General features: G+C 73.6%; 17 protein-coding genes. 6 read left to right on the top strand and 11 right to left on the bottom strand.

Features of this window, described 5'->3' with window-relative positions:
* Nucleotides 1–133: 133 nt before the first annotated feature.
* From IO40_RS0131885 to IO40_RS0131875, 3 genes are all read right to left on the bottom strand, one after another.
* A complete protein-coding gene (locus IO40_RS0131885; RefSeq protein ID WP_016468638.1) occupies nucleotides 134–1,885 on the bottom strand; it encodes an NAD+ synthase in 1,752 nt (583 codons plus the stop codon).
* Nucleotides 1,886–1,974: 89 nt separating this feature from the next.
* On the bottom strand, nucleotides 1,975–3,642 hold the full coding sequence (locus IO40_RS0131880) for a multicopper oxidase family protein (protein WP_031176619.1): 1,668 nt from the start codon (nucleotides 3,640–3,642) through the stop codon (nucleotides 1,975–1,977).
* 105 nt (nucleotides 3,643–3,747) lie between these two features.
* Complete coding sequence (locus IO40_RS0131875) at nucleotides 3,748–4,734, bottom strand: hypothetical protein (RefSeq protein ID WP_031176618.1); 987 nt, start codon at nucleotides 4,732–4,734, stop codon at nucleotides 3,748–3,750.
* 153 nt (nucleotides 4,735–4,887) lie between these two features.
* Between IO40_RS0131875 and IO40_RS0131870 the strand changes: the two genes are divergently transcribed.
* Together IO40_RS0131870 and IO40_RS0131865 are read left to right on the top strand one after the other, a co-directional pair.
* The gene (locus tag IO40_RS0131870; RefSeq protein ID WP_016468635.1) at nucleotides 4,888–5,973 is read left to right on the top strand and encodes a DprA-like winged helix domain-containing protein; all 1,086 of its coding nucleotides are present in this window, start codon (nucleotides 4,888–4,890) and stop codon (nucleotides 5,971–5,973) included.
* Nucleotides 5,974–6,095: 122 nt separating this feature from the next.
* Nucleotides 6,096–7,310, top strand: a complete 1,215-nt coding sequence (locus tag IO40_RS0131865; protein ID WP_016468634.1) for a S8 family peptidase — start codon at nucleotides 6,096–6,098, stop codon at nucleotides 7,308–7,310.
* Nucleotides 7,311–7,487: 177 nt separating this feature from the next.
* Here the strand turns inward: IO40_RS0131865 and IO40_RS0131860 are convergent, their stop codons facing one another.
* From IO40_RS0131860 to IO40_RS0131850, 3 genes are all read right to left on the bottom strand, one after another.
* Entirely contained in the window at nucleotides 7,488–8,111 is a 624-nt protein-coding gene (locus tag IO40_RS0131860; protein WP_016468633.1) for a CAP domain-containing protein, read from the bottom strand.
* 182 nt (nucleotides 8,112–8,293) lie between these two features.
* Complete coding sequence (locus IO40_RS0131855; RefSeq protein WP_016468632.1) at nucleotides 8,294–8,953, bottom strand: FMN reductase; 660 nt, start codon at nucleotides 8,951–8,953, stop codon at nucleotides 8,294–8,296.
* Nucleotides 8,950–10,068 carry an LLM class flavin-dependent oxidoreductase gene (locus IO40_RS0131850; protein ID WP_031176617.1) on the bottom strand — a complete coding sequence of 373 codons (1,119 nt, stop codon included), beginning with the start codon at nucleotides 10,066–10,068 and terminating at the stop codon, nucleotides 8,950–8,952. Before IO40_RS0131850 ends, IO40_RS0131855 begins: the two co-directional genes overlap by 4 nt.
* Before the next feature lie 294 nt (nucleotides 10,069–10,362).
* On the opposite strand from IO40_RS0131850, the gene glnA reads away from it, so the two are divergent.
* Nucleotides 10,363–11,724: a type I glutamate--ammonia ligase gene (glnA, locus tag IO40_RS0131845; protein ID WP_016468630.1), complete on the top strand. Its 1,362-nt coding sequence runs from the start codon at nucleotides 10,363–10,365 to the stop codon at nucleotides 11,722–11,724.
* Nucleotides 11,725–12,194: 470 nt separating this feature from the next.
* Nucleotides 12,195–15,206 carry a bifunctional [glutamine synthetase] adenylyltransferase/[glutamine synthetase]-adenylyl-L-tyrosine phosphorylase gene (locus IO40_RS0131840; RefSeq protein ID WP_031176616.1) on the top strand — a complete coding sequence of 1,004 codons (3,012 nt, stop codon included), beginning with the start codon at nucleotides 12,195–12,197 and terminating at the stop codon, nucleotides 15,204–15,206.
* A 25-nt stretch (nucleotides 15,207–15,231) separates the two neighbouring features.
* Here the strand turns inward: IO40_RS0131840 and IO40_RS0131835 are convergent, their stop codons facing one another.
* The 3 genes from IO40_RS0131835 to IO40_RS0131825 all read right to left on the bottom strand — a co-directional run bounded on the left by IO40_RS0131835 (nucleotide 15,232) and on the right by IO40_RS0131825 (nucleotide 18,807).
* Nucleotides 15,232–16,107 (bottom strand): phosphatase PAP2 family protein, encoded by an 876-nt coding sequence (locus tag IO40_RS0131835; RefSeq protein ID WP_016468628.1) that lies wholly within the window; start codon nucleotides 16,105–16,107, stop codon nucleotides 15,232–15,234.
* 136 nt (nucleotides 16,108–16,243) lie between these two features.
* On the bottom strand, nucleotides 16,244–17,956 hold the full coding sequence (locus tag IO40_RS0131830; protein ID WP_031176615.1) for a glycoside hydrolase family 13 protein: 1,713 nt from the start codon (nucleotides 17,954–17,956) through the stop codon (nucleotides 16,244–16,246).
* Nucleotides 17,957–18,135: 179 nt separating this feature from the next.
* A complete protein-coding gene (locus tag IO40_RS0131825; RefSeq protein ID WP_016468626.1) occupies nucleotides 18,136–18,807 on the bottom strand; it encodes a response regulator in 672 nt (223 codons plus the stop codon).
* 191 nt (nucleotides 18,808–18,998) lie between these two features.
* Here IO40_RS0131825 and IO40_RS0131820 point away from each other — a divergent pair, with 191 nt between their 5' ends.
* Entirely contained in the window at nucleotides 18,999–19,934 is a 936-nt protein-coding gene (locus tag IO40_RS0131820) for an ABC transporter ATP-binding protein (protein ID WP_016468625.1), read from the top strand.
* A gap of 2 nt (nucleotides 19,935–19,936) precedes the next feature.
* On the top strand, nucleotides 19,937–20,710 hold the full coding sequence (locus tag IO40_RS0131815; RefSeq protein WP_031176614.1) for an ABC transporter permease: 774 nt from the start codon (nucleotides 19,937–19,939) through the stop codon (nucleotides 20,708–20,710).
* A 69-nt stretch (nucleotides 20,711–20,779) separates the two neighbouring features.
* On the opposite strand, the gene IO40_RS0131810 is transcribed toward IO40_RS0131815, so the two are convergent.
* Together IO40_RS0131810 and IO40_RS0131805 are read right to left on the bottom strand one after the other, a co-directional pair.
* Nucleotides 20,780–22,576 carry a hypothetical protein gene (locus IO40_RS0131810; protein ID WP_016468623.1) on the bottom strand — a complete coding sequence of 599 codons (1,797 nt, stop codon included), beginning with the start codon at nucleotides 22,574–22,576 and terminating at the stop codon, nucleotides 20,780–20,782.
* Nucleotides 22,577–22,666: 90 nt separating this feature from the next.
* On the bottom strand, nucleotides 22,667–23,161 hold a 495-nt coding region (locus IO40_RS0131805), incomplete at its 5' end, for a sensor histidine kinase (protein WP_030409616.1).

Below are 23,161 nucleotides of genomic sequence, written 5' to 3'. Positions count from 1 at the left end.
GGACAACTTCTTACGCCCCTGCGGAGCCCGGTCCGCTCGGATCTCGAAATCCATCGCACCCCTTGAGCTGGGGTGTTGCGACGACTACTAGAACCTAAGCCGCGACGGTGTGCGGGCCCCTTCGTGCGAGGGCTCAGCCCTCCCGCCAGCGGCTGGTGATCGGCAGCCGGCGGTCCTTGCCGAAACCCTTGGGGGAGATCTTCGTGCCCGGCGGGTACTGGCGCCGCTTGTACTCGGCGCGGTCCGTCATCCGCAGCACCCGGGCCACCGTCTCCGCGTCGAAACCCGCCGCGACGATGTCGGCCGCGCCCTGGTCGCCGTCCACGTACCGCTTCAGGATGCGGTCCAGCACGTCGTAGTCGGGCAGCGAGTCCGTGTCGACCTGGCCCGGCGCCAGCTCCGCGCTGGGCGGCTTGGTGATGGATCGCTCCGGGATCGGCGGCGTCTCCCCGCGCTCCTCGGCGGCGCGGTTGCGCCACTTGGCGAGCCGGAAGATGTTCGTCTTGTAGACGTCCTTGATGGGGCCGTAGGCGCCCACCGAGTCGCCGTACAGCGTGGAGTAGCCCACCGCCAGCTCCGACTTGTTGCCCGGCGCCAGCACGATGTGCCCCTCCTGGTTGGAGACGGCCATCAGCAGGGTGCCGCGCAGCCGCGACTGGAGGTTCTCCTCGGCGAGCCCGGTCAGCCCGAGCGCGTCCATGTAGGAGGCGAACATCGGCTCGATGCCGACCGTGCGGAAGTTCAGGCCGGTGCGCTCCGCCAGCTCGGCGGCGTCCTCCTTGGAGTGCTCCGAGGAGTAGCGGGAGGGCATCGCGATGCCGTAAACGTTCTGCGCGCCCACCGCGTCGCAGGCGATGGCGGCGGTCAGCGCCGAGTCGATACCGCCGGACAGACCGATCAGCACCGAGCGGAAACCGTTCTTCTCCACGTAGGCGCGCAGTCCCACCACCAGCGCGTTGTAGATCTCCTCGTCGTCCTCCAGGCGGGGAGCCTCGCTGCCGGTGAACTCCGGCTCGTAGGCCGGCAGCGGCTCCGCGGACAGCACCCGGTGCTCGATGCGCAGCCCGTCGTCCACCACGCCCGAGGGCGGGGTGGCCGGGGCGGCGGGCAGCTCCAGATCCAGCAGGGTGCAGCCCGTCTCGAACTGCGGCGTCCGCGCCAGCACCCGCCCGTCCCTGTCGACGACGATCGAGTCGCCGTCGAAGACCAGTTCGTCCTGGCCGCCGGTCAGGGCCAGGTACGCGGTGGTGCAGCCGGCTTCCTGCGCCCGCTTGCGGACCAGCTCAAGCCGGGTGTCGTCCTTGTCCCGCTCGTAGGGGGAGGCGTTCACCGACAGCAGCAGCCCTGCGCCCGCACTGCGCGCCGCCGGCACCCGGCCGCCCTCCTGCCACAGGTCCTCGCAGATGGCGAGCGCCACATCGACGCCGTGGACCCGGACGACGGGCATGGTGTCGCCCGGCACGAAGTAGCGGAACTCGTCGAAGACGCCGTAGTTGGGCAGGTGGTGCTTGGCGAAGGTCAGGACGATCTCGCCGCGGTGCAGCACGGCCGCCGCGTTCTGCGGGGCGCCGGCCGGCTGCCCGTAGCGGGGCTGGGCCTGCTCGCAGCGGTCGAGGTAGCCGACGACGACCGGCACCTCGCCCAGGCCCTCGGCGGCCAGCCGCCCGGCCAGGTCCTGCACGGCGGTGCGGCTCGCCTCGACGAACGACCGGCGCAGCGCCAGGTCCTCCACGGGGTAGCCGGTCAGCATCATCTCCGGGAAGGCGACCAGGTGGGCGCCCTGCTCGACGGAGTGCCGGGTCCATCGCAGGACGGCTTCGGCGTTGCCCGCCAGGTCGCCGACGGTGGAGTCGATCTGATTCAGCGCGAGACGTAGTTGAGGCACGGAACCGAGTGTAATCGTCGGGCTGACGTTTACGGGCGGGCCCCGGGCGGCGGGCCCCGGAACGCGCCCGGGGCCCGCCGCCCGCCCGGCTACTTGCGGTAGCCGAGCACGGTCATCATGCCGCTCTCGCCGTGGTAGACGTTGTGGCAGTGGACCATCCACAGTCCCGGGTTGTCCGCGTCGAAGTCCACCTCCAGCGTCCGGCCCGGCAGCACGATCGAGGTGTCCTTGCGTGGCCCGCCGTGCGGCAGGGCGTAGGTGTGGCCGTGCAGGTGCATCGGGTGCCACATCGTCGTCGTGTTCACGAACCGCAGCCGTACTCGCTCGCCCTCCGAGACGGCATAGCGGTACCGCGGGTCGTAGCGGCGGCCGTTGATGCCCCAGTCGTACCGCTCCATGGAGCCGGTCAGCTTCAGGGTGACGGTGCGGTCCGGCTTGCCCTTCCCGAGCCGGACCGCATCCGCCGCCCGCAGCCTGTCCGCCGTCAGCAGCCTGCCGTCCAGTTCCCCGGGGCGTGCCGTGCGGGTAGGGGCGGCGCCCGGGCCGGTGCGCAGCAGCGCTCGGGCCGTCTTCTTCTTGCCCTCGGCCAGCGCGGTGAGCGGGAAGACACCGTCCTTCGCCGTCACCAGCACGTCGTAGCGCTCGCCCATCCCCACCAGCAGGGCGTCCGTACGGGCGTGCTCCACCGGGTAGCCGTCGGTGTGGGTGACCGTCATCCGGTGCCCGCCCAGGGCCACCCGGAAAGCCGTGTCGCCGCCCGCGTTCACCAGGCGGATGCGGATGCGGTCACCGGGCCGGGCCCGGAACGTCTCCGGGTCCTCGGCGACCCGGCCGTTCACCAGGTAGTGGGGGTACTTCACATCCCCCGCGTCCCCGCCCAGCAGCTTGCTGGTGGCGCCCATCATCATCCGCGAGGGGCCCTTGTCCATCGGCCGGCGGGCGGCCATGCCGTGCATACCGTGCCCGCCGTTCCCGGAGCCGCCGTTCCCGGAGCCGCCGTGCTCGCCGCCGTCGTCACCGGAGCCGCCGCCCGAGCCCCCGTCGTGGTCCATGCCGCCGTGGCCCGAGCCGCCGTCGCCGTGGTCCATGCCGCCACCGCCGTGGTCCATGCCCTCGCCCAGTTCCGCCAGCACGGCGTCCGGGGTCGAGCCGTCCACGCCGTCCACCCAGTCGTCGAGGACGACCACCCACTCCTTGTCGTACTCCAGGGGCTCCTTCGGGTCCTCCACGATCAGCGGCGCGTACAGGCCCCGGTCCAGCTGGACCCCGGAGTGCGGATGGAACCAGTAGGTGCCCGGGTGGGGCACGGTGAAGCGGTAGGTGAAGTCGCCGCCCGGCCTGATCGCCCGCTGGGTGAGACTCGGCACCCCGTCCATGTCGTTGCGGAGCGCCAGCCCGTGCCAGTGCAGGGAGGTGGAGCGGGGGAGATGGTTGGCGAGGGTGAGGGCCAGCGTGTCGCCCGCCGTCACCCGCACCTCCTTGCCGGGCAGCCGGTCGCCGTACGCCCAGGTGGGCACGGTCACCCCGCCGCCCAGGTCCAGGCGGGTGCGCTGGGCCGTCAGCCGCACCTTCCGGGTACGGCCCCGGGGCCGTTCGGCCTCCGCGGCGCGGACCTCGGGGCCGTCGGGCCGGACGTAGTCGGTGCGGCCGGCGTTGTCGCCGCCGCTCTCACCGGTGGAACAGGACGCCGCCAGCGCGCTGACGGCGAGCGCGGCGCCGGTGCCGAGCACGGCACGGCGGGTGGGGAGGGAGTGCATGGGTGTACCTCACGTGGTGTCTCCTCGGTCATCGGGCCGGTGCACGCACGCCTGCTCACCGCCCGCGCGGGACGCGGGAGCGGCGGGGCGTGCGTGCGGGGCCTGTCAGATCCGCAGGACCGACAGCTGCGCGAGGCGTGAGGCGGTACTCGGCGGCGGCAGCGGCCACAGCACCCGCCACGTCCGCGGCCGGCGGGGCGCCCACGGGTGCGGTGCGCGCCGGCGCAGTATCAGCGCCATGAAGGCGCCGAGCAGCGCCGCGGCCGACCAGACGCCCAGCACGGCGAGGCAGACGGAGGTGGGGTCCATACCGGTGCCGTGGTGCTGCCCACCGGGCCCGGCGTCCCCGGCGTCCCCGTGTTCGGCGTTCCCGTGCGCGGTGGTGCCTTGTACGGCGGCGTTCTTCTGCCCGGAGTCCCCGTACCCGGTGTTCCCGGGTGCGGTGGCGGCTTGTACGGCGGCGCCCTGCACGGCGGTGCCCTGTACGGCGGCGTTTTCAGGGCTGCTGTTCTTCTGCCCAGTGGTCCCGTGTGGCGCCTTCCCGTGGCCGGTCGTGCCGTTCCCGGCAGTGCCCGGGTTGCTGTCAGCGTCGCCGCCTTGGTCCGCAGTGGGACGCCCGCCGCCAGGGTGCCCGGCACCGGGGCCCGGGTCGTCGGCGTACCCACCGGCGACGTGACCGTAGGCGGCGAGGCTGCCATGGACACCGTGGCTGCCATGGCCGCCACGGCCGTCGGGGCCTGGGCCGGCCGCCGGGCCGGAGACGAGCGCCGCGGGCCGGACGGGGGCGTCCGGCGCCGCCGCGTACGGGGGTGCGCCCGCCGGCGAAGGGCTGTCCGCCGCAGAACGGTCCGCCGCAGCGGGCTCGGTCCCGGCAAAGGGGCCGCCCGCCGCGGAGGGCCCGGCCGCTGCCGGGTCGGCGGCCGTCGTCGGGTGGAAGGCCGCTGCGGCGTGCCCGGCCGGCGCGGCGGTCCGCTGTGGTTCCGGGTGGCCGAGCGTGTGCATCGTGACCAGCCCGAGCAGCAGCGCGGCCAGCAGCAGTATCCGGCCGCACCAGACGGTGCCGGGCCGGTGCGTGCGCTGCTCGGTCGCCATGGGGCCACCTTAACGGGATGCCCGCCGGGGGTATCGGCGGGGCGCGCTCGGCCGGATTCCGCAGGGTTCCTGCGTATTTCCCGGGTATGTGCACCCATGCTGGCGGGGTTCGGTCATTGACGCGAACTCGCCACCGCGCTGAGGATTCCCAGCATGTTGGAGGCCCTGGATCTCGACCCTGTCCAACAGCAGGTCTACGAGGCGTTGGTGGACGGTGCCGTCACCGTCGAGGAGTTGCGTGCCACGGCCGGGCTGAGCGCCGCGCGGGTGCGGGCGGCGCTCGTCTCACTGGAGAAGCTGAACCTGGTCGGACGGTTCGCCGCGGACCGGCGGCAGGGCGGCGAGGAGCGGTATCTGCCGGTGGCGCCCGAGATCGCCTTCGAGTCGCTGCTGCTGGCCCGCGAGGAGGAGATCCACCGCACGCGCCGGCACATCCAGCACCTGGCGGCCCGCTTCCGGGCGAGCGCGGCGGGGCGGGACCCGCTCGACCTGGTGGAGATCGTCACCGGGCGGGCCGCGGTCATCCGGCAGGTCGACCAGTTGCAGCGCAGCGCCCGTACCGAGATACGGGGCATCGACCGGCCGCCGTACGCCAACAGCGACCCGGACCGGCTGGACCCCAAGACGGGGATGATGCCGGTGCAGGCGCAGATGCTGCGGCGGGGCATCGGTTACCGCGTCATCTACGACACGGACGGGCTGGCCACCTCGCACCGTTTCGAGGGGGACATCGGCGCCGCGGCGGAACTCGGCGAGGACGCGCGGGTGATGGCGGACACCCCGACGAAGATGCTGATCGCGGACGACCGGATCGCGCTCATCCCGCTGCGGGCGGCCCCGCACGAACTGGCCAGCAGCGTGGTCGTGCACCCCTCGGGGCTGCTGGAGGTGCTGTGCGAGTTCTTCGAGGTGCTGTGGGGGCGGGCGCTGCCGATCTCGGAGTATCTGGCGGGCCGCCGTCCGGGCGCCCCGGACGGGCCGAGTCCGCAGGAGGCCAGGCTGCTGGCCCTGCTGACCACGGGGATGACCGACCAGGTGATGGCCCGTCAGCTGGGGGTCAGTTACCGCACCTTCCAGCGGCGGCTGCACGGGCTGATGGAGCGGCTGGGCGCCACCACACGCTTCCAGCTCGGCATGCGTGCGGCGAGTCTGGGCTGGGTGCCGCAGCAGCAGTCGGCGCGGGGTGCCGGCGCCGTCAAGAAGGCACCTGTCCGAGCCGTCAGGAAAGGCACGCAGTGAGGCAATTGACCTGGTGACGGCCCGCGCGGGCCACCTCTTGTCCTGCTCGTGACAGGCCGCCTAGCGTGCCGAGCGCGCCACCCCACAGGCGCACACCCCCCACACGAGGAGGCACCCTCCCCATGGCAGTGACGCGTAACAAGGTTGCTCTCGGCATATCCGCGGCGGTGGCCGCAGCGGCCATCGGGGCCGTCACGGCGCTGCCCGCCAGCGCGGCGCCGGAGGCGCGTGCGACCGGCACGGTCGTCGGCGCCGGTTCGTCCCACGCCGTCAAGGGCAGCTACATCGTCACGATGAAGAAGTCCGCCGTCTCCACCAAGTCGGCGGCGGCCAAGGGCAAGTCGGTCATCGCCGAGCACGGCGGCAAGGTCCGCAGAACCTACACCAAGGCCCTCAACGGCTACTCCGCGAAGATGACCGCGGCCGAGGCGAAGGAGCTGGCCGCCGACCCGGCGGTCGACAAGGTGTTCGCCAACCAGAAGCACACCATCAGCGCCGAGCAGGCCAACCCGCCCTCCTGGGGCCTGGACCGCATCGACACCCCCGAGCTGAACCTGGACGACAAGTACGTCTACCCGGACAGCGCGGGCGAGGGCGTGACCGCCTACATCATCGACACCGGTGTCCGCACCACCCACAAGGACTTCGGCGGCCGGGCCACCAGCGGCTACGACGCGGTGGACGGCGACGACGACGCCACCGACGGCAACGGCCACGGCACCCACGTGGCCAGCACGGTCGCCGGCGAGGCGCACGGCGTGGCCAAGAAGGCGGACGTCGTCGCGGTGCGGGTGCTCGACGACAACGGCTCCGGCACCACCGAACAGGTCGTGGCCGGCATCGACTGGGTCGCCAAGAACGCCAAGGCCCCCTCGGTCGCCAACATGTCGCTGGGCGGCGGCGCCGACGAGGCCCTCGACACCGCCGTGCGCAACTCCATCGAGGCGGGCGTCACCTTCGCCGTGGCCGCCGGCAACGAGTCCTCCGACGCGGGCAACAGCTCGCCCGCCCGCGTCAAGGAGGCCATCACCGTCGGCGCGACCGACAACAAGGACGCGCAGGCGACCTTCTCCAACTACGGCGACGTGGTGGACCTGTACGCGCCCGGCGTGGACATCACCGGCGCCTGGAACACCGGTGACGACGCCACCGACACGATCTCCGGCACCTCCATGGCCTCCCCGCACGTCGCGGGCGCCGCGGCGGTCTACCTCTCCGGCCACAAGGACGCCACCCCCGACGCCGTCTCCCAGGCGCTCGTCGACGGCGCGGCCAAGGACGTCGTCGGCAACCCCGGCCCGGGCTCGCCCAACCTCCTGCTGAACATCGTCGAGTGACACACCCCCAGCCGTAGCCTCGGCCGTACGGCCGGAACGCGCGGCACCGCACGTCACCCCCCACCTTCCGCGGCCCGGTGCCCCACACACCGGGCCGCGGTCGTGTGCCGGCACGGTGCCGGCGCCCGCCCCGACGCGGGCGGCACGGACGGTACGGCGGCCGGGCGGGTGCGGGTATCAGGTGCAGGGGCTCGCCAGCAGCAGCGTCCACCACGGGCCGCGCGCCCCGCGGCTGATGCCCACCCCGGCGTCCCGGTAGGCGCAGGTGGTCAGCGTGGTGCGGTGCTCGGCGCTGTGCATCCAGGCGCGCACCACGCCCGCCGGGCTCCGCTGCCCCCGCGCGATGGTCTCCCCGACCCGCTTCCACCGGTACCCCTCGGCGGCCAGCCGCCGTCCCGGGTCCGCCCCCGCGGGCTGCTCGTGGGCCAGTGTCCTGGTCCGCGCCATGTGGACGCTGTGCCGCTGGGCGGCGCGGGCCACCGCCCGGTCGAACCGCACCCCGGGACAGCCGGCGCGGGCCCGCTCCTCGTTGACCAGCCGCAGCACCCGCGCGGAGACCGGATGCGGGTGCGCCGGCCGCGGCGGCCGGACGCCCGGCCGGCCCGGGCGGGGCCGCAGCAGCCCCGTCACGTCGTGCAGCGGCCCCCACGTCGCCTGCCACACCGGGGGCGGAGGCGGCAGCGCCCGGGTGCTCGCCCGCGCGGTCCCTGCGTCCCCCGGCCATCCCGGGCCCGCCAGCAGGACCAGTGCCAGCCCCACCACCGCGCCTCGTCCGGCCAGCCGTCCGCACGCGCTTCCCATCTGCCGCTCCCTCGTGTGCCCCGCGTCCCCGCGTCCGTCGTGTTCCCCGCGGTCCTCGGCCCCGGCCGGAACCCTGGGCGGCAGGGTAGGCACCGGGCGGCACGACGCCCCGGCCACGCCGTGCCGGGGCCGCCGGATCGCGCCCTATCGGCGGAGTGCGGACGCCGCCACGCGGAGGTACCTCACTCCTCGACCCGCAGCGCCGCCAGCTGCTGCTCGAAGGGGACGACCTCCTCCTCGGCGGCCTGCGGCTGCCGGGCGGCGGCACCGGTGCGCGGGGCCACCAGGGCGGCCAGCTCCCCGCCCGCGCGGGCGATGCGGCCCGGGAGGGAAGGGGTCAGGCCGTCGTCGGAGGCGGCCCAGTCGTCGGTCGCCGCGTACACGGCCGTCGGCACCGTCACGGTCCGCAGGTAGGCGAAGAGGGGCCGCATGGCGTGCTCCAGCACCAGCGAGTGGCGCGGGGTGCCGCCGGTGGCGCCCAGCAGCACCGGTTTGCCCGTCAGCGCGTCGTTGTCGAGCACGTCGAAGAACGACTTGAACAGACCGCTGTAGGAGGCGGAGAACACCGGGGTGACGGCGATCAGCCCGTCGGCCCCGGTCACCGACTCGATGACGCCGCGCAGCGCCCCGCCGGGGAAGCCGGTGGTGAAGTTGTGGGCGATCTCCGTGGCCACGTCCCGCAGCTCGACCGTCGTCACCTCGGCCTCCACGCCCTGCTCGGCGAGGGCCGACCGGGTGGCCCCGGCCAGCCGGTCGGCCAGCAGCCGGGTGGACGACGGTTCGCTCAGCCCGGCCGAGACGACGGCCAGCCGCGCGGCTTGCGCCTGGGTGTTCGTGGTCATACGGCGGCCTCCTCGCTCTGCGTGGCCGCCCGGTCCTGCCCGGCGTCGCGGGCGGCGAGGCGGGCGGCGTGCGTGGGCGCGTCGGCGGTGCCCGCCGGGCGGCCCGCGGCCATCTCCTTGCGGAGCACCGGCACGACCTCCTCGCCCAGCATGTCCAGCTGCTCCAGCACCGTCTTGAGGGGCAGCCCCGCGTGGTCCATGAGGAAGAGCTGGCGCTGGTAGTCGCCGAACGACTCGCGGAAGGTCAGCGTCTTGTCGATGACCTCCTGCGGGCTGCCGACGGTCAGCGGCGTCTGCTCGGTGAACTCCTCCAGGCTGGGGCCATGCCCGTAGACCGGCGCGTTGTCGAAGTAGGGGCGGAACTCGTTCACCGCGTCCTGCGAGTTCTTCCGCATGAACACCTGGCCGCCCAGCCCCACCAGGGCCTGCTCGCGGGTGCCGTGCCCGTAGTGCTCGAAACGGTCGCGGTAGAGGTTGATCAGCCGCTTGAAGTGGTCCTTCGGCCAGAAGATGTTGTTCGCGAAGAAGCCGTCACCGTAGTAGGCGGCCTGCTCGGCGATCTCCGGGCTGCGGATGGAGCCGTGCCACACGAACGGGGGGAGGCCGTCCAGCGGGCGCGGGGTGGAGGTGAAGCCCTGGAGGGGGGTGCGGAAGCGCCCCTGCCAGTCCACGACGTCCTCCGTCCACAGCCGGCGCAGCAGCGCGTAGTTCTCGATCGCCAGCGGGATGCCCTGCCGGATGTCCTGGCCGAACCAGGGGTAGACGGGGCCGGTGTTGCCGCGGCCCATCATCAGATCGACGCGGCCGTCGGCGATGTGCTGGAGCATCGCGAAGTCCTCGGCGATCTTCACCGGGTCGTTCGTGGTGATCAGCGTGGTGGAGGTGGAGAGGATCAGCCGCTCGGTCCTGGCGGCCAGGTAGCCGAGCATCGTGGTGGGGGACGACGGCACGAACGGCGGGTTGTGGTGCTCGCCCGTCGCGAAGACGTCGAGGCCCACCTCCTCCGCCTTGCGGGCGATGGTCAGCATCGCCTTGATCCGCTCGTGCTCGGTGGGCGTCCGCCCCGTCGTGGGGTCGGGCGTCACGTCACCCACGGTGAAGATCCCGAACTGGATGGGGGTGGTGGCCGTCATGGTGCTCGCCGTCCTTGGTCGGTGCGCTCCGGGCGGGGGCGCGCGTCCCGTCGGTAGTTGATTGTTGAACTATTTACGTCCACCTTCAATGCATACGGGTTCCCCCGAATTCCCGTCCACCCCGAACCCGCACGGGCCGGGCACGCCGCGCGTGCGCTGTGTCACGATCGGACCAGGGCGCGCAATCCCCACGAAACCCGAAGGTGGGACGCTTCAGGCGGCCCCGACGCGCCAGGGGACCTGACCGACCCCCCTCTGACCTGCAAGGATAGGCCCATGGACAAGCAGCAGGAATTCGTCCTCCGCACCCTGGAGGAGCGGGACATCCGGTTCGTCAGGCTTTGGTTCACCGATGTCCTCGGCTTCCTGAAATCAGTGGCCGTCGCGCCCGCCGAGCTTGAACAGGCGTTCGACGAGGGGATGGGCTTCGACGGCTCGGCCATCGAGGGCTTCGCCCGCGTCTACGAGTCCGACATGATCGCCAAGCCCGACCCCGGCACCTTCCAGATACTGCCGTGGCGGGCCGAGGCCCCCGGCACCGCGCGCATGTTCTGCGACATCCTCATGCCGGACGGATCGCCCTCCTACGCCGACCCGCGCTACGTCCTCAAGCGGGCGCTCGCCAAAGCCTCCGACCTCGGGTTCACCTTCTACACCCACCCCGAGATCGAATTCTTCCTGCTCAAGGAGAAGCCCGTCGACGGCTCCCGCCCCGTCCCCGCCGACTCCTCCGGCTACTTCGACCACACCCCCCAGAACGTCGGCATGGACTTCCGCCGCCAGGCCATCACCATGCTGGAGTCCATGGGCATCTCCGTCGAGTTCTCCCACCACGAGGGAGCCCCCGGCCAGCAGGAGATCGACCTGCGGTACGCCGACGCGCTGTCCACCGCCGACAACATCATGACGTTCCGCCTCGTCATGAAGCAGGTCGCCCTCGAACAAGGGGTGCAGGCCACCTTCATGCCCAAGCCGTTCTCCGAATACCCCGGCTCCGGCATGCACACCCACCTCTCCCTCTTCGAAGGCGACCGCAACGCCTTCTACGAATCCGGCGCCGAATACCAGCTCTCCAAGGTCGGCCGGTCCTTCATCGCCGGACTGCTCCAGCACGCCGGCGAGATCTCCGCCGTCACCAACCAGTGGGTGAACTCCTACAAGCGCATCTGGGGCGGCGCCAACCGCACCGCGGGGGAGGGCGGCGAATCCCCCTCCTACATCTGCTGGGGCCACAACAACCGCTCCGCGCTCGTCCGCGTACCCATGTACAAGCCCGGCAAGACCGGGTCCACGCGCGTCGAGATGCGCTCTCTCGACTCCGGGGCCAACCCCTACCTCGCCTACGCGGTGCTGCTGGCCGCCGGGCTCAAGGGCATCGAGGAAGGGTACGAACTGCCGGCCGGGGCCGACGACGACGTGTGGGCGCTGTCCGACGCGGAGCGCAGGGCGATGGGGATCGAGCCGTTGCCGCAGAACCTCGGTGAGGCCATCGCTCTCATGGAGCGGAGTGAATTGGTTGCCCAGACGCTGGGCGAGCATGTCTTTGACTTTTTCCTTCGGAACAAGAAGCAGGAATGGGAGGAGTACCGCAGTGAGGTGACCGCATTCGAATTGCGGAAATCTCTTCCCGTGCTGTGAGCAAGGCTGGGGCCCTCGCCCCTTGCTGCCCCAGGGGTGGGGCCCTCGCCCCTTTGGCTGGGGCCTTCGCCCCTTTGGCTGGGGCCTTCGCCCCTGTGCTCCCCCTGTGGGTGGGGCCCTCATCCCTGTGGCTGGGGCCTCCGCCCCCGTAATCCCCCATTTGTTGGGGGCTCCGCCCCCAAACCCCCGGTCCTCGCCGGACGGGCGTTGGGGCGGCTCCGCCCCCCAACCGCCCCCCGCTAGGGGGCTTCGCCCCCTAGAACCCCCGGCCGAAAGAGCCTGAGCCCGTTGACGTGAAAGAGCCCCGCCTTGCGGCGGGAGCCCTTGGCGGGGTTTGTGACTCCGTTGCTGTCCGGTGGTGGTGGGCGCTGGGGTACCAAGGAGTAGGTATCACGGTCGGAAGCAGGAGCGGGGGATCGAGGCGCCAATATGGGGGTGGCTTTGGTCGAGAGGAGCTGCGAGGAGTGAGCGTGACACAAGGGGGCAGGCGGCATACGCCGTACGCACGGCTGCTGCGGCACGGCTTCACCGACCCGGAGGCCGCCGGCAGACTCCTGAGCAGTCCCCAGCTGTCACGTGTCCGGGAAGACCCCCTCTTCCTGGACGCGCTCGGCGCGACGGCCGACCCCGATCTGGCGCTGCTGGGCCTGCTTCGCCTGGTGGAGGCGCTGGAGGGCCAGGGTGAGGACGCCCAGCCGCTGCTCGGTACCCTGCTGACGGCCAAACCGCTGCGGGACCGTCTGCTGGGGGTGCTCGGTGCCTCGGACGCGCTCGCCGACCATCTGGCCCGGCATCCCCGCGACTGGCAGGCGCTGGTTACCTACGAGTCGGCGGACCTGCACCCGGGGATCGAGGAGTTCGAGGCGGCTCTCCAGGACGCCGACGACCGTGACGCGCTGCGGGTCGCCTACCGCAGGGCGCTGCTGTCCATCGCGGCCCGCGACGTGTGCGGCACCAGCGATGTGGCGCGGACGGCGGCCGAGCTCGCCGATCTGGCGACGGCGACCATCCGCAGGGCGCTGGCGCTGGCCCGGGCGGCGTCGCCCGAGGACGCGGCGGCCTGCAAGCTGGCCGTCATCGGCATGGGCAAGGCCGGCGGCAACGAGCTGAACTACGTCTCGGACGTGGATGTCATCTTCGTCGCCGAGCCGGCCGGCCCGGCCCGCGAGGGCGAGGCGGAGGACACCGAGCGGGCGCTCCAGGCGGCGACCCGGCTGGCCTCGCACATGATGCGGATCTGTTCCGACACCACGGCCGAGGGCACGATCTGGCCGGTGGACGCCAATCTGCGGCCGGAGGGCCGCAACGGTCCGCTGGTGCGCACCCTCAGCAGCCATCTGGCCTACTACCAGCGCTGGGCCAAGACGTGGGAGTTCCAGGCGCTGCTGAAGGCCCGGCCGATGGCGGGCGATCCGGCGCTCGGCTACGAGTACGTGGAGGCCGTGGCCCAGCTGGTGTGGCAGGCGGCCGAGCGGGAGAACTTCGTCACGGACGTCCAGCAGATGCGGCGCCGTGTCGTGGCCAGCATCCCGGCGGCGCAGGTGGAGCGGGAGCTGAAGCTGGGGCCGGGCGGGCTGCGGGATGTGGAGTTCGCCGTGCAGCTGCTCCAGCTCGTGCACGGCCGCAGCGACACCTCGCTGCGCAGCCCCACCACGCTGGAGGCGCTCGACGCGCTGGCCGCGGGCGGCTACGTGGGGCGGCAGGACGCGGCGGCGCTGGACGCGGCGTACCGGTTCCTGCGCACGATGGAGCACCGTATCCAGCTCTACCAGTTGCGCCGCACCCATCTGATGCCCGAGTCGGAGGCCGACCAGCGGCGGCTGGGCCGGTCCCTGGGGTACCGCAGCGAGCCCGTCGCCGAGCTGCACAAGGCGTGGCGGCGGCACGCGTCGGCGGTGCGGCGGCTGCACGAGAAGCTGTTCTACCGGCCGCTGCTGGACGCGGTGGCCCAGTTGGAGGCCGGGCAGGAGCGGCTGTCGCCGCAGGCGGCGCGGCAGCGTCTGGAGGCGCTGGGGTACGCGGACCCGGCCGCGGCGCTGCGCCATCTGGAGTCGCTGGCCTCGGGCGTCTCGCGGAAGGCCGCCATCCAGCGCACGCTGCTGCCGGTGCTGCTGGGCTGGTTCGCGGACTCGGCCGACCCGGACGCGGGTCTTCTGGGGTTCCGCAAGATCTCCGACGCGCTCGGCAAGAGCCCCTGGTATCTGCGGCTGCTGCGGGACGAGGGCGCGGCGGCGGAGAACCTGGCCCGGGTGCTGTCGGCCGGCCGGTTCGCGCCGGACCTGCTGCTGCGCGCCCCCGAGGCGGTGGCCCTGCTCGGGGACGAGAACGGGCTGCGGCCCCGCTCCCGGGAAGCCCTCACACAGGAGACGCTGGCGGCCGTGGGCCGGGCCGAGGGCGCCGAGGCGGCGGTGGCGGCGGCCCGCGGGGTGCGCCGCCGTGAGCTGTTCCGTACCGCGGCCGGTGATCTGATCGGCGCCTACGGCACGGAGGGCGTGGCCCAGCAGGAGCCGGCCGCCGCCCTCGACCGGGTGGGTGCCGCCCTCACCGATCTGAACGCGGCCACGCTCGCCGGGGCGCTGCGCGCGGCCGTGCGCGAGCAGTGGGGCGACGAGCTGCCGGCCCGGTTCGCCGTCATCGGCGTCGGCCGGTTCGGCGGCCGTGAGATGGGCTACGGCTCGGACGCCGACGTGCTGTTCGTCCACGAGCCGCGGGAGGGGGTGAGCGAGCACGAGGCGGGGAAGGCCGCGTTCGCCGTCGCCACCGAGATGCGGCGGCTGCTCCAGCTGCCGTCCTCGGACCCGCCGCTGGTCATCGACGCCGATCTGCGTCCGGAGGGCAAGTCGGGGGCGCTGGCCCGCTCCCTTGCCTCGTACGCCGCCTACTACGCCCGCTGGTCGGTGGTGTGGGAGAGCCAGGCGCTGCTGCGGGCCGAGTTCGTCGCCGGGGACGCCGGGCTGGGGGAGCGGTTCATCGAGCTGATCGATCCGCTGCGCTATCCGGTCGGCGGGCTGGGGGACGATGCGGTGCGGGAGATCCGCCGCCTGAAGGCGCGGATGGAGAGCGAGCGGCTGCCGCGCGGCGCCGACCCCACCACGCACGCCAAGCTGGGCCGGGGCGGGCTGACGGACGTGGAGTGGACCGTCCAGCTGATGCAGTTGCGGCACGGTGCCGAGGTGCCGGAGCTGCGCACCACCCGTACCCGGGCGGCGCTGGCCGCCGCCCGGGAGGCCGGGCTGATCGCCGGGGACGACGCGGACGTGCTGGACGAGGCGTGGGTGCTGGCCTCCCGGGTGCGCAACGCCGTGATGCTGGTGCGCGGCCGGCCCGGCGACACCTTCCCCTCGGAGTCGCGGGAGCTGGCGGCCGTCGGCCGGTACCTGGGGTACGAGCCGGGGCACGTGGGGGAGATGCTGGACGACTACCGCCGGGTGACCCGGCGGGCCCGCGCCGTGGTGGACCGCCTCTTCTACGCCGCCGAGTGACGCGCAGCCGTGAGGGCGCCCCGGCTCAGGCCGGGGCGGCGGCCAGTCGGGGGAGGCGGTAGGAGACGCGGCCGTACCAGGCGTAGGAGAGGGCGAAGCCGAAGCCCAAGCAGAGCAGGCCGCCCACGGCGTCCAGCCAGAAGTGGTTGGCGGTGCTCACGATGACCAGCAGGGTCGCCGCCGGGTACAGCGCCCCCAGCACCCGCACCCACACCGGCCGGGCCAGCATGGCGATGGTTATGCCGCACCAGACCGACCACCCTATGTGCATGGACGGCATCGCTGCGTACTGGTTGGACATCTGCGCCAGGTTGCCCGACGCCATCGACCCCCAGGTCTGGTGCACCTGCACGGTGTCGATGAAGTGTCCCCCGCTCATCAGCCGCGGCGGGGCCAGGGGGAAGAGGTAGTAGCCGAGCAGGGCGGTGCCGGTGGTGGTGAACAGCACCAGCCGGGTCGCGGCGTACCGCCCCGGATGGCTGCGGTAGAGCCACACCAGTACGCCGATCGTCACGATGAAGTGCAACGTGGCGTAGTAGTAGTTCATGGTGACGATCAGCCACGTGACACCGCCGATGGTGTGGTTGATGGTCTGCTCGACGGCGATCCCGAGGGTGTGTTCGGTGCGCCAGATCCAGTCGGCGTTCCGCAGCGCGTCGGCCCGCTGCTCGGGGACGGCGTTGCGGATGAGGGAGTACGTCCAGTAGCTGACGGCGATCAGCGCGATCTCGAACCACAGACGGGGGCGCCGGGGAGAGCGCCACTTCGCCAGGGTGCCGCGCGGGAAGCGGGCACCGCGGGCGGCCCGCTCGTCCTCACCGTGCGCAGGGGCGCTCTCGGTCGCGGGTTCGCCGGCGCCGTGCCGGGTGTCGTCTTTGGTCCTCGTGGTCGGTACCCCCATAGAGCGACAGTCTGCCAGACGGGGTGACCGGCCCGATCATCCTGCGGTCGGGTCTTGGACATGCGGCGTCGTCCCCTCGGGGGAGGCCGCGCGTCCCGCTGTCTCAGGGTTCCCGACGAGCGGGGGAGGGTGTGGGTCAGGCCGCCCACCAGGTGCAGGTCTGGGCCGGCAACCGCAGCCGCCCCGGGGCCGCCCCCGCCTCCATCGAGTCCCGTGACTCCTCGGGGGCCGAGCACAGCAGCAGCTCGCCGGGCGCCGCCATCTCCACCGGGGCCGGTCTGGTGTTGAGGACGCACACCAGCCCCGGCCGGGAGAGCGCGAGCACCCCCTCGGGCGCCGTCAGCCACTCCATGGCGCTGTCGCCGAGTCCCGGCAGCAGCCGCCGCAGCCGCAACGCCGTGCGGTACAGCTCCAGGGTGGAGAGGGGGTCGCCGGTCTGCGCCTGGACCGACAGCTCGCCCCACCCGGCGGGCTGGGGCAGCCAGCCGGCGGCGGGGCCGAATCCCAGCGACGGCCCGTCGCTCGTCCACGGCATCGGCACCCGGCAGCCGTCGCGCAGCCCCTGCTGGCCCTCGGCCGCCCTGCCGCCCTGCGCGGTGCGGAAGAAGGCCGGGTCCTGCCGGACGTCGTCGGGCAGCTCCGTCACCTCCGGCAGGCCCAGCTCCTCGCCCTGGTAGAGGTAGACGGAGCCGGGCAGCGCCAGCATCAGCAGGGTGGCGGCGCGTGCCCGGGCCAGGGAGCCGAGGCGGGTGCGGTGGCGGACGACGTCGTGGTTGGAGAGCACCCAGGTGGTGGGGGCGCCGACGGTGGTGGCGGCGGCCATCGACTCCTCGATCACCGTCCGCAGCTGCCCGGTGTCCCAGCCGGCCCGGAGGAAGTGGAAGTTGAACGCCTGGTGGCATTCGTCGGGCCGCACGTACAGCGCGAGCCGTTCGGGGGTGGGGGCCCACGCCTCGGCGACGGCGATGCGGTCGGGGCCGTAGGAGGCCAGCAGGCGGCGCCAGGCGCGGTGGATGTCGTGGACGCCGTCCTGGTCGAAGAACGGCAGCTCCTGGCTGCCGATCATGCGGGCCTGTTCCCCGGCGCCGATGTCGGGCAGCCCCTCGGCCTTGACCATGCCGTGTGCCACGTCGATCCGGAAGCCGTCCACGCCCAGGTCGAGCCAGAACCGCAGCACGGAGTCGAACTCCTCGTGGACCTTCGGGTGCCGCCAGTCCAGGTCGGGCTGCTCGGGCGCGAACAGGTGCAGGTACCACAGCCCCGGTTCGCCGGGTACGGGGCTCCAGGCGGGCCCGCCGAAGACGGACTCCCAGTCGTTGGGCGGCAGCGTCCCGCCCTCGCCGCGTCCGGGCCGGAAGTGGTAGCGCTCCCGGGCCGCGGCGTCACCGGCCAGGGCGCGGCGGAACCAGGGGTGCTGGTCGGAGGTGTGGTTGGGGACGATGTCGAGGATGACGCGCAGCCCCAGCCCATGGGCCTCGGCGACCAGGGCCCGGGCGTCGTCGAGGTGCCCGAAGCGGGGATCGACGGCGCGGTAGTCGGACACGTCGTAGCCCCCGTCGGCCTGCGGGGAGGCGTAGAAGGGGGTCAGCCACACCGCGTCCACGCCGAGATCGGCCAGATAGGGCAGCCGCTGCCGGACGCCGGGCAGGTCGCCGACGCCGTCGCCGTCCCCGTCGGCGAACGAGCGCACGTACACCTGGTAGATGACGGCGTCCCGCCACCAGCCCAGGCCGGGGGAGGAGGCGCGGCGTGCGGGGGCGGGGCCGGGGTCGGCGACCTGCCCGGTCCCGTCCTGTGGGGGCGTCGGACGGGGGGTGAGGGGCTGCGGGGGCGTGGCGTGCTGGGTCACAAGTCTTCCCCATCGGGCGGGACCCGCGGTGCGGGTCGCGAAGTGCGGCAAGCCAGTGTCAAGGGTGACAACGCGGGCGGCGCCCGTGAGTTACGTGCCCCTGTGCCGGGACGGCGACCCGCCCGCACCCGGTTCTTGCCCGGTCCGTCCCCCGGTTCGTACCCGGCCCGCGCCCCGGTTCAGGGCTGCTGCGGCCCGGTGCCGGGGACCAGCCCGGCCTCGTAGGCGAGGATCGCCGCCTGCACCCGGTTGCGCACCTGGAGCCGGGCGAGGATCTGACTGACGTACGTCTTCACCGTGCCCTCGACCACGTGCAGCCGGGCGGCGATGTCGGCGTTGGACAGGCCGGCCCCCACCAGGCCCAGCACTTCGCGTTCGCGCGGGGTCAGCGGTGCGATGCGGGCCTGTGCGCCGGCCCGGCGGCCCAGTTGTCCGCCTGCCATGTGGGTGAGGACGTGCCGGGCCACGGTGGGGGAGAGGTAGGCGCCGCCGTCGGCGACGGCGCGCACCCCGGCCAGCAGTTCCATGGGGTCGCCGGACTTGAGGACGAACCCGGCGGCGCCCGAGCCGAGGGCGGTGGCGATGTACTCGTCCTCGCTGAACGTCGTCAGCATCATCACGGCGCTGTCCGGGCAGGTGCGCCGCAGTTCGGCGGCGGCACGCAGGCCGTCCAGGCGGGGCATGCGGATGTCGAGCAGGCACACGTCGGGGCGGTGCCGCTGCGCCGTCTCGACGGCCTCGTGGCCGTCGGCCGCCTCCGCGACGACCTCGATGTCCGCCGCCGAGGCGAGGATCGCCCGCACCCCGGCCCTGATCATCGCCTCGTCGTCCGCCAGCAGTACCCGGATCATCGTCCTCGTTCCCCGCTTTCCTCCAGCCGAGGAAGCACGCTAACCCGGCGCGGTGCACCGCCGCCCGCCGGGCCGCGGGACCTGACGAAAGTACAGGGCGGCCGGTGACCGAGGTCCCCTGTCCGCGCCCCGCCCGCTCCGTAGCGTCCCGGTTGACCGAGCGAGGCAGCGAGCCGCACCGGGAAGGAACGATGCTCACACTGCGGGGACTCACCAAGAAATACGGCGCGAAGACCGCCGTGGACGACCTGTCGTTGGAGGTGGTGCCGGGCAGGATCACCGGCTTCCTCGGCCCCAACGGGGCCGGCAAGTCCACGACCATGCGCATGATCATGGGGCTGGACCGCCCCACCCGGGGCACCGCCCTCGTGGGCGGCAAGCCGTACGCCGAACTCACCCACCCGCTCCGCGTGGTGGGGGCGCTGCTGGACGCACGCGCCGCACACCCCCGGCGCACCGCCCACGCCCATCTGCTGGCCATGGCCCGCAGCAACGGCATTCCCGCCCGCCGGGTGCCCGAGGTGCTCGACGCGGTCGGGCTCGGCGAGGTGGCCGGCAGCCGGGCCGGCTCCTTCTCACTGGGCATGGCCCAGCGCCTGGGCATCGCCGCCGCGCTGCTCGGCGACCCGGAGGTGCTGCTGCTGGACGAGCCCGTCAACGGCCTCGACCCGGACGGGGTGCTGTGGGTGCGCTCCTTCCTGCGCTCCCTGGCCGCCGAGGGCCGCACCGTGTTCCTCTCCAGCCATCTGATGAGCGAGATGGAACTGACCGCCGACCGGCTGGTGGTCATCGGCCGGGGCCGGCTGCTGGCGGACGGGCCCGTCGCGGACGTGGTCGCGGCCGGCACCCGGCGCACCGTGCGGGTGCGCGGCCCCGAACACGGCGGGATCGCCCTGCTCGCCGACCGGCTCACCGCACAGGGCGCCGAGGTGACGCGCCCGGCACCGGACGAACTGTCGGTGAGCGGCGTCCCCCTCGAACGCGTCGGGGACCTCGCCCACGAAGCCCGTGTCCACCTGTACGAACTGCGCGCCGTTCAGGCGTCGTTGGAGGAGGCGTACATGCGGCTCACATCGCAGAGCGTGGAGTACGCCCAGCGGCGTACCGACGAGACGGCGGGGGTGTGACGATGGCCGCCACCGCACCGGCACCGGCCCGGCCCGCCGGCCGCTCCCGCACGGCGGGACTGCGCGGCGCGGTCGCCGCCGAGTGGACGAAACTCGTCTCCCTGCGCTCCACCTGGTACCTGCTGCTGGGCGCCGCCGTGCTCACCGGCGTCATCGCCTCCGCCGCGGGTGTCCTCACCCACGATCCGGGGGCCTCACCCGCCGGACCTGCCGTCGTCGCCGAACTCAACGGCACCGGACTGGTGGTGGCGGCACTGGCGATGCTCGCGGTGACGGGCGAGTACGCCACCGGCAGCGCGACCACCGCCTTCCTGTGCGTGCCCGACCGGGTACGGCTGCTGGCCGCCAAAAGCCTCACCCTGGGCGCCGTCACCTTCGCCGCCGGACTCCTGTGCGGGGTCGTCGGCCTCGTGTGCGGCCTGGTGACGCTGGAGGAGAGCACCTTCGATACGGCCACCGTGTGCGGGCAGGTGCTGGGCGTCGGGGTGCACGCCGCGCTGCTGAGCGTGCTGACGGTGGGGCTCGCCGCCGTGGTGCGCCGGTCCGCCGGCACCGTCACCGCACTGTTCGGGCTGCTCTTCCTGCTGCCGATGGCCCTCGATGTGCTGCCCGGTGCCGAGACCGCCGTCGATCTGCTGCCCGCAGGCGCCTCCGAAGCCCTGCTGCTGGACGGCAACGGCAGCTACGGATGGCAGGCCGGGCTCGCCCTCATGGCGCTGTGGGCCCTCGCCTCCCTCACGGTGGCGGCACGGGTGCTGCGCCGCCGCGACGTGTGACGGCACCCAGCGGTGACGGCCGCTCACCGGCGCCCACCGGGCGAGCCGTCGCCGCCGCGGGCCGCCCGCTCAGTCGGCCCGCCGCTGGGCCGACAGCCGCACCGAGGTGTCCCGGCCGGCGGCGCGGGCAGCCAGCGTGTTGCCGTCCGCCCGGGCCGGGCCCTCCACCAGACCCGTGCCGCGGGCCCGCAGCCGGGTGATCCGCGGATCGCCGGCGGCCAGCACGTACCAGTGGCCCCGCGTGGACTTCCACAGCAGCCCCGTGAGGACCTGCCGGGAGCGCGGGCCGCAGGTGCGGGTGTCCTCCGCGCGCGAGGTGACGGCCCCCGGGCGGCCGGGGTGCGCCGCGGGCGGCTGGAACTGTGTCATCACGCGGGCACCGGCACCCCGCCAGGTCGCCGCCCGGGTGCACACCCAGGCCGCCTCACCGTCCCCGTCCGGCAGCCGCTGCCGGGCGAACTCCCACGAGGAGACGGTCTTCACCCCGCTGTCGAGCACCGCCGGCAGATGGCAGACCGTACGGGCCAGCCGTCCGCGTGCCGCCGGGCCCGTGGCCGGGTCGCGTGCCGTGCCGTCCGTCAGCCGGGCCGGGACGGGCTCGCCCAGATCGGTGTAGAGCTGCGCACGGGACGCGAGGTGCGCACTGCCGCTCAGCAGCAGACCCGGCCAGCGGGTGCAGTGCCGCGGCTGGGTGACCGGCAGGGGCACCGGTTCGGTCACCCCGTCCGCGTCGCGCGCAAGGGGGCTGCCCGTCCTGTCCTCCGGGTCGAGCAGATCCACATGGGCGGCCCGGCCGATCCAGGGGGCGGTCAGATAGCGGACCTCGTCCTCGCCGCGCGAGACGGCCAGCGCTGCCGAGGCCGCCGTCCCGGCGCCCGCCGCGCGGGCCAGCTCCAAGGAGATGCCGTCCTTCGCCGCCCGGGAGCCGTCGCCCGGGGTCAGCGGCTCCGCGTACCGGGCCACGCGCAGCCCGTCGTACAGCAGCACCACGGCCCGTCCGTCCAGCCGTCCCGCGTACAGCAGTTGGGGCGGGCCGGGCGGCGGGCCCTGCGGGGTGCCGGGGGTGGCGCTCAGCCGTACGTCGGCGCGTGGCCGCGCCCAGGTGACCAGGGCGCGGCGCAGCAGCGAGGCGTCGCCGCGCAGTGCGCCGCGGGCCGGCCAGGCGGCGAAGTCCGTACGGGAGGCGTGCCGCCAGGCGTTCCGCCCCACGCGCACCAGTGCGTCGGGCTCCAGCGCGCGCTGCGCGTCGGTACCCGTCAGCAGCGGCGCCCGGGTGGCGGCGTCGGGCCCCCAGCCGCTGCCGGACGTCCCGAGCAGCCCGCCGCAGGCCAGGGCGGCGCACAGCGCGGCCAGCGCCGCCCGGCCGCGCCGTCTGCGGCGCACCGCCGTCAGGGGGTGGGCCGCCGGTGCGGCGCACAGGGCGCAGGGCCCGGCGTGCACCGGGACCGTCACGGTGCGGGCGTCGGCCAGTGCGGCCTCCGGGTCCCGCACGCGGGCCGCGTCCAGCAGCCGGCGGATTTCCGGGTCCGCCATGCCCTCCAGATGGCGCAGCGCGTACGCGGCGCGGGCGGGCGCGTTGCGGCCACGGTGTCCGGGCAGCGGCGGGCGGGGCCGGTCGAGCGCCGCCCTGACCACGCGCAGCCGCAGCCACGCGTACGCGGCGTCGTCCTCGCCTTGCGCCCGGGGCAGGCCGTCCGTCGTCGTCCTCCGCCGGGGCAGCGCACGCTGTGCCAGCGTGTGCGCGGCCCGTGCGTGGCGGGGCCCGTCCCCCAGGACGCAGTACGCGAGCCGCACCAGCCTCGCGTAGTGCGCGACGAGAGCGACCTCGGCCTGCTCGACGTCCAGCGTCGCGGTCCCCTCACTCACACCCCTCAAAACGACCTACAGGGGACAAGGGTCACCCGCCGGGACAGGGCGGACCCGCGGTGCCGGTGGGGGCAGGCGGCAGGGGAGGGGTCAGCCGGCGGTGCCGGCGTCGTCCAGGGGGTCGGCCGGCACCTCAAGAGTGATCATCGTGGGACCGCCGGCCGGGCTGCTGAGAGCCAGGACACCGTCGAACTGGGCGAGACGGCGCCGCACCCCGTGCAGACCGGAGCCCCCGTCGAGCGAGGCGCCGCCCTTGCCGTCGTCGGTCACGGTGACACGGATCGCGGGCCCGCCCGGTGCCGAGCGCGCGTACAGCACGTCCAGCCACACCCGGGACGCCCCGGAGTGCTTGGCGGCATTGGTCAGCAGCTCGCTCACCGCGAAGTACACGGCCGTCTCGACGGGTTCCTCGAACCGCCCCGGCAGTTCGATGTCGGCCTCCACGGGGGCGGGCATGCGCAGGGCCAGCGCGCGCAGCGCGTCGGGCAGGCCGCGTTCGGCGAGTACCGGCGGGTGGATGCCGCGCACCAGGTCCCGCAGCTCCGTGAGCGCCTCGGCACTGTTCTCCCGCGCCTGCGCGATCAT

The organism is Streptomyces albus subsp. albus, assembly GCF_000725885.1.
Lineage (GTDB): Bacteria > Actinomycetota > Actinomycetes > Streptomycetales > Streptomycetaceae > Streptomyces > Streptomyces albus.
The sequence above is the reverse complement of the archived record's forward strand: the minus strand, read 5'-3'. Positions and strand labels throughout refer to the sequence as shown.